Genomic DNA, 13,646 nt, shown 5'->3' with positions numbered 1-13,646 from the left:
CTACAGCGTCCCCTCGAACAGGCGTGCGCCGTCCTGGCCCGCGCCGGACGTGCCACTGGCGTCGTAGGTGGCGGCGCCGGTGACGGTCCCCGCCAGGGTCTCCTCGGTGGCCTGGGCGGCGGCACGCAGGAACCGGTCGTTCTCGTCGCGCAGGGCGCCGATCTGAGTGGTCAGTTCGACCATCGCGGTGAGGTGCGACGACAGGATCTCGCCCCACGGCCCGTTCGGTGCAGCGGCGACGACGTCGCGCAGGGGAGCGTCGGCGGGGACGCCCCACTCCTCGGCGACCTCGGCGCTCTGCGCGGCACGCTCGAGGCCGGTGCTGCGGAGCCGGTCGAGGACCTGCTCGACCTCGCGGCTGGCGTGCGACACCCAGCGGGAGCGGCCCGCGGTGAGCAGCAGCTGCTCCTCCTCGAGCTTGAAGGTCAGCAGTTCGAGCAGCTCGCGTTCGCGCCAGAGCACGGCGGACAGGTCGTTCACGCTCATCAGCTCCTCCCGGGTGGTGGTTCGTCGGGGGTGGTCCCCGGTCCGTCATCCTGCGGACAACGGGATCTATCGACGTCCCTGCACGGGCCGTAAGCCCCGCCGGGGAGTGCGTGGACCGGACATCGGCCCGCGCATGCCCCGACGGCCCCAGTTGGGGGACGAGAACGACCGTTCTCTTCCCGGAGTCCCCACAAATGCCGACCGCGAAACACCGGGAACACCCCCGCACTGGGGACTGATCCACCCCCGTACAGCGCATTGCCAGCCGATACATTCGGAACGCACCCCGGGGGACACCCGGAACCGCTCGGCAACGATGCGGCGTGCACCGCTCGGAGGGACCCGAGCGGCTCTTCGGCGTACGTACCGGCCATCCGAGGCCGGCGTCCGTCGCGCCCACGGACGGGTGAGCCGACACACGTCAGGTCGACCAGGGGAACAGCATGGACCGCACCGAACGCAACGCGATGATCGTGGAGCACCTCCCGCTCGTGGGCTACATCGTGGCCGACGTCCGCTCCCGGGCGACGCACCTGGACCGCGACGACCTCGCCGCCGTCGGCTCGCTCGCACTCGTCGCAGCGGCCGAGGCCTTCGATCCCACCCTCGGCGTGCCGTTCGGCGCCTACGCCCGCACCCGGATCGCCGGTGCGCTGGCCGACGACATGCGCTCGGCCGACTGGGCGTCCCGCGGCACCCGGAAGCGGATCCGCGAGACCCTGGCCACGCAGGAGGCGCTGTCGGCACGCCTCGGCCGGAGCGTCGGTGCGCAGGAGATCGCGGACGCCATGGGTGTCGACAAGCAGACCGCCGTGGACGCGATGAGCGACGCCGCCCGGACGGTCGCGCCGCTCGACGAGAGCGTCCACGACCTCGTGGCCGCGGACCTGCCGCTGCCCGGGGACGACCTGCTCGAGACCGAGAAGCGCCGGTACCTCCGCGCCGCGGTCGAGGCCCTGCCGGAGCGGATGCGCTTCATCGTCGAGGCCGTGTACTTCGGCGACCGTTCGGTCACCGACGTCGCCGCCGAGCTCGGCATCACGCACTCGGCCGTCTCGCAGCAGCGCTCCGAGGCGATGCGCCTGCTGCACGACGGACTCGCCGCCCACTACGGCGACGGCACGACCGTCGAGCCGGCGAGCCGCACCACCGCGGCCCGCCGGAGCGCCTACCTCGCCCGTGTCGCCACGAACGCCGCCGCCGGTGTCGCCCGTGCCGTGCACGACGCCGCGTCCGGCCCGGCCGTCGCGGCGAGTTGAGACGTCGGCGGAAACTTCTCCGCCGATCCCCTAACGACTCCCGGCAACCGGTCGAGAGTCATCCATGTCAGCCCACGGACGGGCCGACGCACGACCCACATTCACGGAGGAAACCACCATGGGTATGTCCATCAACACCAACCTCTCGGCACTCAACACGTACCGGAACCTCAACGCGACGCAGAACGACCTGTCGAAGTCCCTCGAGAAGCTCTCGTCGGGTCTCCGCATCAACCGTGCTGCCGACGACGCTGCCGGTCTGTCGATCTCCGAGGGGCTGAAGTCCCAGGTCGGTGGCCTCACGGTCGCCGCCCGCAACGCGCAGGACGGCATCTCCGTCGTGCAGACCGCTGAAGGTGGCCTCACCGAGACCCACTCGATCCTCCAGCGCATGCGCGACCTGGCAGTGCAGGCCGGCAACGACTCGAACAACGAGGACTCCCGCGCAGCGATCACCACCGAGGTCGGCGAGCTCACCAAGGAGCTCACCCGCATCTCGGAGTCGACCAACTTCAACGGCATCAACCTGCTCGACGGCTCCGCCGGCACCGCAGGCGTCCTGAAGTTCCAGGTCGGCGCGAACGGCGACGCGGCGAGCCAGATCGACGTGGACCTGTCGAAGTCGAACGTGGAGTCCGTGTCGACCGCGGTCGGCGCGCTCACCTTCGACTCGGCGACGAACGCTCAGGCCGCCATCACCGCGATCGACGAGCAGATCAAGTACGTCTCCTCGGCTCGTTCGAGCATCGGTGCCGTCCAGAACCGCTTCGACCACGCCATCAACGTGACGAACGTGGCCAAGGAGAACCTCACCGCTGCCTCCTCGCGCATCACCGACGTCGACATGGCGGAGGAGATGGTCAAGTACACGCGCGACAACATCCTCAGCCAGGCCGGCACCTCGATGCTCGCGCAGGCGAACCAGAGCACCCAGGGCGTGCTCTCGCTCCTGCGCTAGCCATCACGTGGTTCGCCCTCCGGGCCCCTTCGGGCGCGGAGGGCGAATCCCGCCGTCCTGACCACCTCCACGACGCCAGGGAGTGTCGACGATGTCCTCGTCCGTGTCCTCGAGCACCAGCCTCGCGATCGACGGTCTGGTCAGCGGTCTCAAGACGACCGACCTCATCAACTCGCTGATGAGCGTCGAGGGGGTCCCGCAGACCCTGCTCAAGAACAAGCTGACCACCACCAACTCGTTCATCTCGTCACTGCAGACGCTCAACGGGTTGATCCAGGGCCTCGCCACCAAGGCCGCGGACGCCGCGAAGGCCTCGTCGCTCGACCTCTTCGCCGCGACGAGCACCGCGCCGACCGTCACCGCCGTCACCGGGACCGGGGCGACCGCCGGCTCCATCAGCTTCACCGTCGGTTCGACCGCCTCGGCCCAGGTCGGGGTGACGGCCGCGATGTCGTCGTGGTCGACCGGTGCGCAGCCGATCACGATCGTCGGCGCGGATGGCAAGTCCACCACCGTGACACCGGCGTCCGGTTCGCTCGACGACGCCGTGTCCGCCCTGAACAAGTCCGGTGCGGGCGTCACCGCGACGAAGGTCTCCGCCGGCACCGACGCCGACGGCACCAAGCTCTACCGCCTGCAGCTCACGTCCGCCAAGACCGGCTCGGCCGGTGGCTTCCAGGTGTACCGGGGCGGCGCCGACGACGTGGCAGCGGGCACCGCGACGAACGTCCTCAGCGAGACCGGTGCCGCCGTCGTCACCGCGGCCACCGACGCCAGCGTCACCCTCTGGGCCGGCACCGCCGCCGCGCAGACGGTCACCAGCGCCACGAACACCTTCACCGGACTCGTCCCCGGGCTCGACGTCACCGTGTCGAAGGTCACCACCGACCCGGTCACGGTGACGGTCGCGCAGGACACCACCAAGGCCCAGTCCGTGGCCTCCGGGCTCGTCGACGCGATGAACGCGGTCGCGGCCTACTACAAGACGAACACCGCGGTGTCGAGCTCGACCAGCGCGACGAGCGGCACCACGACGACGAAGGCCGGCGTCCTGCTCGGCGACGGTGCGTCCCGCGATGCCGTGCAGCGGCTCACGAGCACGATGTCCGCCCCGGTCGACGGCAAGTCGCCGTCGACGATCGGCATCGTGATCACTAAGGACGGCAGCTTCACCTTCGACCCCGAGGTCTTCCAGAAGGCACTCGCCGCCGACCCGAAGGCCACCCAGGCGATGCTCTCCGGGGTCGCCGCGAACGTCGGCGCCGCGGCCACCGCCGCCTCCGACAAGTACGACGGCTCGGTCACCACGTCCATCACCGGACAACAGGCCGTCGCCAAGGACCTCAACACCCAGATCGACAGCTGGACCGACCGGCTGACGATGCGCCGGGCCGCCCTGCAGACCCTCTACTCATCCCTCGAGACCAGCCTCAGCAAGCTCCAGTCGCAGTCGAGTTGGCTCGCCAGCCAGCTGGCCTCGACGTCGAGCTGACGGGAACGACCATGACCTTCGACTTCCAGGCAGCCGCCTTCCGCCAGGCCGCCCAGCCGCGCACCGTCACCGACCAGCGTCGCGCTCAGTACACGAACGAGGCCGTGCTGTCGGCGACGCCGGCGCAGCTCGTGACGATGCTCTACGACCGGCTGCTGCTCGACCTGCACCGTGCCGAGGCCGCGCAGGTCGCCGCCGACTGGGAGGCCGCCCGCGAGCAGCTCCTGCACGCCCAGGCGATCGTCGGCGAACTCTCGAGCACCCTCCGGATCGACGTCTGGGACGGCGGTGAGGGGCTGCTCGCCGTCTACAACTACGCCTCCACCTCGCTCATCACGGCGAACGTGCACCGCGACGTGCAGGCCACCCGCGACTGCATCCGGATCCTCGAGCCGCTCCGCCAGTCGTGGCACGAGGCGGCCGCGTCGCTCCCCGCGACGCCCGCCACGCAGCAGCCGACCGGGGGAGCCCTCGGTGTCGCCTGATCCCTCCGAAGAGCTGTCGCCTGAGCAGACGGACGGACGAGCCGCATGGGAGGCCCTCCTCACCTCCATGGAGCACGACGCCGCCGGGCAGGCGGCCGATCCCACGGCCGTGGCCGGGTGGTCGGAGCCGGCCGGGCTGGGACCGCTGCCGCGTGACCTGGTGGGACGGGCCTCCCGGCTGCTCGCCGCGCAGCGGGACCGCATGACGGTGCTCGAGGCGGACCGCCGCTCGACGCTGGAGCACCTCGGTGCCCTGCGCGCCGTCGACGCCACGCGCGAGCCCCGCGGCTCCGTGTACCTCGACGCTTCCGCCTGACCCGCGCCCCCACACCAGTTCTGCGACAGAGCACCCGTCGATCGACGGGTGCTCTGTCGCATCTCGAGTGCTCCGCCCCGCAGTACCCGCCCCCCGTTCGGGGCGACGCCTAACGCGGCGGACGGCGGGCTCCGATAGCGCCACTCGAGCACGGATCGCTCACCAGTTCGGCCAGGGATCGGCCACCACCGCACGGCGACGTCGCACCGACGACGCCTGACGAGGGGACCCCCGTGTTCGATTCCGTGACGAGCGTCGCGCTGCAGAGCGCACTCGACGGTCTGTCGATGCGCCAGAAGGTGATCGCGAACAACATCGCGAACATCAACACGACGAACTACCACGCCGAGAAGGTCCAGTTCGAGGACGCCCTGGCGAAGTCGATCGTGGACGGCGACGGCGCCACCACGCCGACGATGGCGCGCAGCCTCGAGCCGACGAACACGAACGGCAACAACGTCAACCTCGACGAGGAGACGCTGTCGAACATCGACACCGTGCTGCGGTACCAGTTCGCCACGCAGGCGATGAACTCCGAGCTCACGAGCGTCCGTGCGGCGATGCGGACGAACTCGTGACGACCTTCGACGCGATCGGCATCGCGAGCACCGGCCTGACCGTGCACCGGAAGTGGCTCGACGCCGTCTCGGACAACATCGCCAACGCGAACACCGTGAAGTCGATGGACGACACCGCGTTCCAGGCGCGGTACGTCGAGGTGCAGGAGGGCGCCGGCGTCTCGGGCGCCTACGTCAAGGGCGCCGCGTTCGGCAGCGCCGCCGGCCGTGTGACCTACGACCCGGACAACCCGCTCGCCAACGAGGAGGGCTACGTCCGCATGCCCGACATCGACCTCGGCACGCAGATGGCGGACCTCATCATGGCCCAGCGCGGCTACCAGGCGAACGCCGCCGTGGTGGACCGTGCCAAGACCGCCTACGAGGCGGCACTGCAGATCGGGAAGAACTGATGCCCATCGACGCCGTGAACGGTGTGACCACCAACGCGATGACGAACGCCCTGACGAGTGTGTCGGGGACGTCCAGCGACAGCACGAACGCCACCGCAGCCGCCGGCGCGACGACCGACGGCAGCGGGTTCGCCGCGAGCCTCGGCAACGCCGTCGACGGGCTGCAGTCGCTGCAGAGCGACTCGAAGACCCTCGCGCTCAAGGCCGTGACCGGCAACCTCGACGACATCCACGACGCCACGATCGCCGCCACCCGCGCGCAGGTCACGCTCGAGCTCGTCTCCGCCGTCCGCAACAAGGGCGTCGACGCCTTCAACGAGATCATGAGGATGCAGGCCTGATGCCCGTCGCCGTCAAGAACGTCTTCGCGCGCCTCAGCGCCTACGTGAAGGGCTTCTCCGCCGCCCAGCGCACCATCGCGATCCTGGCGATCGCGGCGCTCGTGCTCGGTGGGATCGCCCTCGCGTCCTGGCTCGGCAAGGCGTCCTACGCCCCGCTCTTCACCGGGCTCGCCGCGGCCGACGCGAGCTCCATCACGGACCAGCTGCAGACCGACGGCGTGCCGTTCCAGCTCACCGACGGCGGTGCGACGATCCTCGTGCCGCAGGCGCAGGTGTACTCGGAGCGGCTCAAGGCGGCGTCGAACGGCCTGCCGTCGTCGAACGAGGGTGGCTACTCGCTGCTCGACAAGATGGGCGTGACGAGCTCGGAGTTCCAGCAGGACGTCACCTACAAGCGCGCGATGGAGGGCGAGCTCGCCAAGACCATCGGTGCGATGGACGGCGTGCAGACCGCCACCGTGCAGCTCGCGATCCCGGAGAAGTCGGTGTTCGTCTCCGAGGAGAAGGACCCGACCGCGTCGGTGTTCATCGCGACCGAGAACGGCACGCAGCTGAGCACCGACCAGGTGCAGGCCATCGTGCACCTGACGAGCGCCTCGGTCGAGGGCATGCAGCCCACCGACGTCTCGGTCGTCGACGCGAAGGGCCAGACCCTGTCCGCGGTCGGCACCGGTGCGACCGGCAGCGGCGCCGACCAGGCCGCCGACTACGACGCGGCGACGAGCAAGAAGATCCAGGACCTGCTCGACACCACGCTCGGCGTCGGCAACGCGACCGTCGTGGTCTCCGGGACGATGAACCAGGAGTCCGGCACCCGGACGTCCGAGAGCTACACGTCTCCCACGTCGGGCCCGGTCGCACTGAACGAGTCGAGCACCACCGAGGAGTACGGCGCGGGCTCGGGCGCAGGGAGCGGCGCGACGGGGGTCCTCGGCCCGGACAACATCGCCGTCCCGAACGGCACCGCGACGAGCGGCACCGGCGACGACGGGTACAAGAACGAGTCGGCGACGAAGAACAACGCCGTCGACCACACCACCGAGACCACGCAGATCCCCTCGGGCGGGCTCGACCGGCAGACCATCTCGGTCGCGCTGAACTCGAAGGCCGCCGCCGTGCAGAACGCGAACCTGCAGAGCATCAACGACCTGGTCTCGGCCGCCGCGGGTGTCGACCAGAACCGTGGCGACCAGGTCAAGGTCGCGATGATGGACTTCGACACGAGCGCCTCCGACCAGGCCGCCAAGGCCCTCGAGGCGCAGCAGAAGGCCGACCAGCAGGAAGCACTGTGGTCGTCGATCCGCACCGCCGGGATCGTGATCGGCATCGTCCTCGCCGTCATCGCGGTCATGTTCTTCGTCGCCCGCCGCAACCGGAAGCAGGAGCGCGAGGCCGTCGACCTCGGCGAGCTCGACGCCTTCGCCGGCGAGACGTTCCAGCTGCCCCTCGCGATGGACGGCGTCGACGACCGCGCCACGCTCGGCGCCGGTGACGCCCCGACCGCCGTGCTGTCGGCGATGCCCGCCGGCGACGCCCCCACCGAGGTGCTCACGACCGAGGAGATCACCGCCGAGCGCCGCCGTCAGGACATCTCCGCCCTGGCCGAGCGCGACCCGAAGCGCACCGCCGAGCTCCTGCGCGGGCTGCTGGACGACCGGGCACCGGTGTGAGCGCGCTCGTGCCGAGCCCCGGCGGCGGTTCCGGACCGAGCGACCGTGCCCTGACCGGTGCGCAGAAGGTCGCGCTCATCCTCATGCAGATGGAGACCGACCGCGCCGCCGAGGTGATGAAGCAGTTCACCGAGATGGAGGCCGAGGAGATCTCCGCCGAGATCGTCCGGATGCGCCGCGTCGAGGACACCGTCGTCGACCAGACGCTGTCGGAGTTCCACCGGATCACGATGAGCGGCCGGCTGCAGAAGCGCGGCGGCAAGGAGACCGCCCTCGGGCTGCTCGAGGCGTCGTTCGGCGCCGAGCGGGCCGCCGGCGTGATGGACCGTCTGGCCTCGAACCTCGCCGGCCAGTCGTTCGACTTCCTCGACGACGCCGAACCCGGCCAGGTCATCTCCCTGCTCGAGGGCGAGCTGCCGCAGACGATCGCGCTCGTGCTCGCCCACCTGGGCCCCGGGCAGGCCAGTGCCGTGCTCGCCGGGATCGACGAGCGCGTCCGCACCGACGTCGCCCAGGCCTTCGCGACCATGGGCAGCGCGACCCCCGAGGCCGTCGGCATCGTCGCCGGTGTGCTGCGCCAGCGCGCCGGGGCGGTCGTGTCGCCGCGCGAGAGCGTCGAGGTCGTCGGTGGCATCGCGCCCCTGGTCGACATCATCAACCGCTCGGACGTCGCGACCGAGAAGGCCGTGCTCGAGGGACTCGAAGCCCGCGACCCGGAGCTCGCGGAGGACATCCGCTCCCGCATGCTGACCTTCGAGGACATCGTGAAGCTCGAGTCCCGCGACATCCAGCAGGTGCTGCGCGGCATCGACTCGAAGATCCTCGCGACCGCCATGAAGGGCGCACCCGGGCCGGTCGTCGAGACCATCCGCGCGAACGTGTCCGAGCGCAACCGCGAACTGCTCGACGACGAACTGCAGGCCATGGGTCCGGTCCGCGTCTCGCAGGTCGAGGAAGCCCGCGCCGAGGTCGTCCGGTCCGTGCGCGAGCTCGAGGCACAGGGCGTCGTCACCGTGCACCGCGCCGAGGAGGACGAGCTCGTTGACTGACACCGTCGTGCACCGCGTCGACTTCCCGGTGCTCGCCGACGCCGCCGGCCGCGAGCGCGCGTCGAGCGCGGACGTCCGCGGGCACGCGGCCGGCTACACCGCCGGCCTGCGGGCCGCGCAGGCCGAGACCGACGCCCTGCGCGCCCGGCTCGAGGCCGAGCACGCCGCGCGGATCACCGCCCTGCAGGCCGACACGGCACGCCGGATCGCGGTCCTCGACGCTGCCACGAACGCCATGCTCTCCACGGTCGCACCCGTCCTGGCGGACGCCGAGGCGTCCGTCGCGAGTGCGGCAGTCGACCTGGCCGAGGCGATCGTCGGCAACGTGGTCCGCGCCTCCAGGCCCGCCCACGACGCGACCGTCACCGACGGTCCGGACGGACAGGGCAGCCGGGAGGCCCGGATCGCGTCCGGCGCCGAAGTCACCGTCCGGCGGGCGCTCGCGTCCGTGGACCGCACGGTCCCGGTGGCCGTCCGGCTGAGCCCGGCGGACGCCGCGCGCGTCGCCGGCCTCGAGCTGCCGGTGCCGGTCGTCGCGGACGGCGCCCTGCGCGACGGCGACGCCGTCGTCGACCTGCCGGACGGCATGCTCGACGCGCGCATCGCCACAGCGCTCGACCGCGCACGCACCGCCCTCGGAGTCGACGCGTCGGGAGCCGGCCGGTGACCGCCACGCTGCTCCGTCCGCGGGGTCTCGACGAGGCGCTCCTGCGGGCCGCACCCCAGCGGGTCGGTGTCGTCACGAGCGCCGTCGGCCTGGGGCTGACGATCGCCGGACTCGACGCCCGCGTCGGCGAGGTCGTCACGGTCGGCACCGAGGACGGCGAACAGACCGCGGTCGAGGTCGTCGCCACCGATGCCTCCGGCGTCCGCTGCATGCCGCTCGGCCGCCTGACCGGCGTGACCGCGGGCACCCCGGCGCGTCCGACCGGCCGTCCGGTGCTCGTGCCGACCGGACCCGGTCTGTTCGGCCGCGTGCTCGACGGACTCGGCCGACCGATCGACGACCGCGGCCCGCTCGCGGGCCCCGGCGGCGAACCGGTCACCCGGGTCCCGCTCGACCACGACACCCCGAGCGCGATGGCCCGGACCCGCATCGACACCCCGATGCAGCTCGGCGTCCGCGTGCTCGACACCCTGACCACCGTCGGCCGCGGGCAGCGCATGGGCCTGTTCGCCGGGTCCGGCGTGGGCAAGTCCTCGCTGCTGTCGATGATCGCGCGCGGGAGCGACGCGGCCGTCAACGTCATCGCCCTGGTGGGGGAGCGCGGCCGTGAGGTGCGCGAGTTCCTGGAGGACGACCTGGGACCCGAGGGGCTCGCCCGCTCGATCGTCGTCGTGTCGACCTCCGACGAACCAGCGCTGATGCGCCTGCGCGCCGCGTTCGTGGCCACCCGCATCGCTGAGTCGTTCCGCGACGCCGGGCAGGACGTCGTGCTCATGATGGACTCGCTCACCCGCGTCGCGATGGCGCAGCGCGAGATCGGCCTGTCGGTGGGGGAGCCGCCGGCCACCCGGGGCTACCCGCCGTCGACGTTCTCGGTGCTCGCGGGACTGCTCGAGCGCGCCGGGACCGACCGGGTCGGCAGCATCACCGGCATGTACACCGTGCTGGTCGACGGCGACGACCACAACGAGCCGATCGCCGACGCAGCCCGGAGCATCCTGGACGGCCACGTCGTGCTCGACCGCACGCTCGCGATCACCGGACACTTCCCGTCGGTCGACGCCCTCGGCTCGGTGTCCCGCGTCGCCTCGAAGGTCACCCGACCCGAGCAGCGTGCCGCCGCCACCGCGCTGCGGAAGGTGATGGCCGCCCGTGCCGGCGCCCAGGACCTGCTCGACGTCGGTGCATACCAGCGCGGATCGAACCCGCTCGTGGACGCGGCCGTCGACCACCAGGGATCGATCGACGCGTTCCTGCGCCAGGGCATGGACGAGCGGGCGACCGCCGACGCTTCCTGGCAGCGCCTCGGTGGCCTGGTGCAGCAGCTGGGGGTGTCGTGATGGCCCGCCGTTTCCCGCTCGCCGGACTCCTGCGCCTGCGCCACACCGAACAGGACCGTGCCGCCGCCACGCTGGCCGCCGCGAACGAACGCGTCCGTGACGCGGCCGACGCCCGGATCGCCGCACGCCGCAGCCTCGCCGACAGCGAGGACGCCCAGCCCATCCAGGACGCCGCCACCCTGAGCGCCGTCGCCGCAGCCCGTGCCGCGACCCGCGGGATGCTCGAGGAGCTCGACGCCGTGGTGCAGAACCGCCGTGCCGACGCCGACCGGGCGCAGCAGGAGTACACCGCCGCCCGTCGTGCCGCCGTCGGCCTCGAGAAGCTCGAGGGCAAGCACACCGAGCAGCAGGCGGCCGAGGAACTCCGAACCGAACAGAACGCCCTCGACGAGATCGCGGCACGACGCCGCACGGAAGGTGGTGCCCGATGAGCGTCGAAGCGGTGCTCTCCCGGATCTCGGAGATCCGGTCCCAGATCGACACGCTGCGTGGCGGGACGGCCACGGCTACCCCGACCGCCTCGGCCACCAGCGGCGCCGCAGGGTCCTCGGCCTTCGCCGACGCCCTCGCCACCGCCGACGGCACGACCGGCGCCGCGAGCGCTGCCGGTGCGACCGCCGCAGCGAGCCCGACTGCCACCCGTGCCCCCGCGACCTCGGTCGACGCCGGGGCCGGCACCCTCGCCACCGGCAGCGGTGCGACCGGGGCCGACGTGGTGGCCGATGCGAAGAAGTACCTCGGCGTGCCGTACGTGTTCGGCGGGGAGACGACCGCGGGCATGGACTGCTCGGGCCTGGTGCAGACGGTCTTCAAGGACCTCGGGGTCACGATGCCCCGGGTCGTGCCGGACCAGGCGAAGATGGGCGTCGAGGTCGGCTCCCTGAAGGACGCGCAGCCCGGCGACCTGATCATCCCGAAGGGCGAGGGCCACGTCGTCATCTACGTCGGCGACGGCAAGGTGCTGCACGCGCCGCGCCCCGGCAAGGACGTCCGGATCGTCGACAACTGGTACTCCGACGCCGACATCGCGACCATCCGCCGGATCGTCCCCGCGCAGGCGGCCCCGGCGGCCGTCGCCGCGCCGAGCGCCTCGGCAGCGCGCTCCGCGACCGACCTGCAGACCGCCGCGCTGCTGTCCATGATGCAGTCCGGGAGCGCCGCATGAGCCTGACCATCGCCACCCAGCCGTCCCTGCCCACCGCACCGGGCTCCACCCGGGGTGCATCGTCCGACCTCGCTGCTGCCGGGTCCTTCGGCGCAGCACTGACCGCCGCCGTCGCGACCGAGCGGCGCCCCGGAGACGGTGCGGCCGGGCGGGACGACACCGACGGCCGCACGGCGGACGGCTCGGCCGCGACGCCGAGCACCGCCGCCACGCCGTCCGCGTCCGCGTCGGACCAGTCGATGCCCGCGACCGGTTCCCCGTCGGGCGACGCGCAGGCGCTGCTCGCCGCCCGACTCGTGGCCGTGGCCGCACCGACCGCTCCGGCGGGCCTCGCGAGTGGCACGGGGGACCAGTCGGTCACCGGCGCCGCCGAGACGCCCGCCGGCGACCAGCACGTCGTCGTGGCCCCGGGGGTGACCGCCGGAACGACCGCGACACCGGCGTCGGTCAACGAGGACGCCTCGACGCCGGTCCCGTCGACCCCGGCACCGACCACCGCCCTCGGCAGGGCGACCCCGCAGCAGGCGCCGGCGTCGGGTGGGGCACGGCAGAACGCTGCCGGAGCGACGACGGGCATGGCGACCACGGCCGCGGCGACCCCCGCCGTGCCGCCCGCCGGCACCGCGTCTCCGGTCGCCGCCGCGACGATCGTCGCGGGCGCCACCCCCGCGACCACCACCGCCGCGACGACCGCCGTCTCGACGACCGCTGTCTCGACGACCACCGCCGCGACCGACGCGGCGACCACCACCCCGACGGCCGCTGCCGCCATCGCGGCCCCCGCCGCCACGCGCACCGCTGACGGCGACACTGCCACCGTGACGCCGGGCCAGGCGCCGGTCGTCACGGCCGCCCCGGCGGCCGGCCCCGGCTCCCGAGCCGGCCACGGGACGGAGCAGCAGGCGTCGACGCCGGGTGATCCGGGCCTCCCGGCCGTCACTCCGACGCGCGGTGGCGAGACGCCGTTCGTCATGTCGACGACGCCGACCACCGCGCCCGCCGCGACGACCACGCCGACTCCGCCACCGCTCGCCCAGCAGCTGGCGCGACCGGTGTTCTCGCTCGCACAGGCCGGCCCCGGCGAGCACGTCGTCACCGTGCAGGTCGTGCCGGACAGCCTCGGCCCGGTCACGGTCCGCGCGCACGTCACCGCGCACGGCATGCACGTCGAGCTGTTCGCCGCGTCGGACGCCGGCCGCGAGGCCGTCCGCCAGGTCCTGCCGGACCTGCGGCGCGACGCGGCGGGCACCGGCGTGAGCACCACGCTCGACCTGTCGTCGCAGAACCAGCCGCAGGACGCGCCGGGTCGCGACGAGCGTCCGGGTACGCGTGCACTGCCTGGCGACCCCGGCCTGGAGGCGCGGGTCACCCCGCGTCCGCAGCCCACCGCCCACACGCCCTCCATCCGCACCGCGGGACTCGACGTCCTCGCCTGATCCGGCTCACGA

At 72.4% G+C, this 13,646-nt stretch carries 16 protein-coding genes; 15 read left to right on the top strand and 1 reads right to left on the bottom strand.

Annotated elements, in window-relative coordinates:
- Positions 1–486, bottom strand: a complete 486-nt coding sequence (locus Q9R26_RS08555; RefSeq protein WP_071403931.1) for a flagellar protein FlgN — start codon at positions 484–486, stop codon at positions 1–3.
- Between the two features lie 443 nt (positions 487–929).
- On the opposite strand from Q9R26_RS08555, the gene Q9R26_RS08550 reads away from it, so the two are divergent.
- The 15 genes from Q9R26_RS08550 (at position 930) to Q9R26_RS08480 (ending at position 13,634) form a co-directional block, all read left to right on the top strand.
- Entirely contained in the window at positions 930–1,745 is an 816-nt protein-coding gene (locus Q9R26_RS08550) for a sigma-70 family RNA polymerase sigma factor (protein ID WP_311227020.1), read from the top strand.
- A gap of 118 nt (positions 1,746–1,863) precedes the next feature.
- Positions 1,864–2,703 carry a flagellin gene (locus Q9R26_RS08545; RefSeq protein ID WP_182065398.1) on the top strand — a complete coding sequence of 280 codons (840 nt, stop codon included), beginning with the start codon at positions 1,864–1,866 and terminating at the stop codon, positions 2,701–2,703.
- Between the two features lie 103 nt (positions 2,704–2,806).
- Positions 2,807–4,195, top strand: a complete 1,389-nt coding sequence (gene fliD, locus Q9R26_RS08540) for a flagellar filament capping protein FliD (protein ID WP_262138030.1) — start codon at positions 2,807–2,809, stop codon at positions 4,193–4,195.
- 11 nt (positions 4,196–4,206) lie between these two features.
- Entirely contained in the window at positions 4,207–4,680 is a 474-nt protein-coding gene (gene fliS / locus Q9R26_RS08535; protein WP_084740422.1) for a flagellar export chaperone FliS, read from the top strand.
- A gap of 67 nt (positions 4,681–4,747) precedes the next feature.
- A complete protein-coding gene (locus tag Q9R26_RS08530) occupies positions 4,748–4,996 on the top strand; it encodes a hypothetical protein (RefSeq protein WP_182065401.1) in 249 nt (82 codons plus the stop codon).
- A 233-nt stretch (positions 4,997–5,229) separates the two neighbouring features.
- The gene (locus Q9R26_RS08525) at positions 5,230–5,574 is read left to right on the top strand and encodes a flagellar basal body protein (RefSeq protein ID WP_017886135.1); all 345 of its coding nucleotides are present in this window, start codon (positions 5,230–5,232) and stop codon (positions 5,572–5,574) included.
- Positions 5,571–5,966 carry a flagellar basal body rod protein FlgC gene (locus Q9R26_RS08520; RefSeq protein WP_017886136.1) on the top strand — a complete coding sequence of 132 codons (396 nt, stop codon included), beginning with the start codon at positions 5,571–5,573 and terminating at the stop codon, positions 5,964–5,966. The genes Q9R26_RS08525 and Q9R26_RS08520 overlap by 4 nt, the downstream gene beginning before the upstream one ends.
- The gene (fliE, locus tag Q9R26_RS08515) at positions 5,966–6,307 is read left to right on the top strand and encodes a flagellar hook-basal body complex protein FliE (protein WP_071244597.1); all 342 of its coding nucleotides are present in this window, start codon (positions 5,966–5,968) and stop codon (positions 6,305–6,307) included. The genes Q9R26_RS08520 and fliE overlap by 1 nt, the downstream gene beginning before the upstream one ends.
- Positions 6,307–7,977: a flagellar basal-body MS-ring/collar protein FliF gene (fliF, locus tag Q9R26_RS08510; protein ID WP_182065403.1), complete on the top strand. Its 1,671-nt coding sequence runs from the start codon at positions 6,307–6,309 to the stop codon at positions 7,975–7,977. The genes fliE and fliF overlap by 1 nt, the downstream gene beginning before the upstream one ends.
- Entirely contained in the window at positions 7,974–9,026 is a 1,053-nt protein-coding gene (fliG, locus tag Q9R26_RS08505; protein ID WP_311227019.1) for a flagellar motor switch protein FliG, read from the top strand. Before fliF ends, fliG begins: the two co-directional genes overlap by 4 nt.
- On the top strand, positions 9,019–9,693 hold the full coding sequence (locus Q9R26_RS08500; RefSeq protein ID WP_311227018.1) for a hypothetical protein: 675 nt from the start codon (positions 9,019–9,021) through the stop codon (positions 9,691–9,693). Before fliG ends, Q9R26_RS08500 begins: the two co-directional genes overlap by 8 nt.
- Positions 9,690–11,033, top strand: a complete 1,344-nt coding sequence (locus Q9R26_RS08495; protein WP_311227017.1) for a FliI/YscN family ATPase — start codon at positions 9,690–9,692, stop codon at positions 11,031–11,033. Before Q9R26_RS08500 ends, Q9R26_RS08495 begins: the two co-directional genes overlap by 4 nt.
- A complete protein-coding gene (locus Q9R26_RS08490) occupies positions 11,033–11,464 on the top strand; it encodes a flagellar FliJ family protein (RefSeq protein ID WP_182065409.1) in 432 nt (143 codons plus the stop codon). Before Q9R26_RS08495 ends, Q9R26_RS08490 begins: the two co-directional genes overlap by 1 nt.
- Positions 11,461–12,198 (top strand): C40 family peptidase, encoded by a 738-nt coding sequence (locus Q9R26_RS08485; RefSeq protein WP_311227016.1) that lies wholly within the window; start codon positions 11,461–11,463, stop codon positions 12,196–12,198. The genes Q9R26_RS08490 and Q9R26_RS08485 overlap by 4 nt, the downstream gene beginning before the upstream one ends.
- The gene (locus Q9R26_RS08480; protein WP_311227015.1) at positions 12,195–13,634 is read left to right on the top strand and encodes a flagellar hook-length control protein FliK; all 1,440 of its coding nucleotides are present in this window, start codon (positions 12,195–12,197) and stop codon (positions 13,632–13,634) included. Before Q9R26_RS08485 ends, Q9R26_RS08480 begins: the two co-directional genes overlap by 4 nt.
- Positions 13,635–13,646 lie beyond the last annotated feature (12 nt).

This window comes from Curtobacterium sp. BRB10, assembly GCF_031844325.1.
Lineage (GTDB): Bacteria > Actinomycetota > Actinomycetes > Actinomycetales > Microbacteriaceae > Curtobacterium > Curtobacterium poinsettiae_A.
This window is presented reverse-complemented; position numbering and strand designations above follow the sequence as displayed.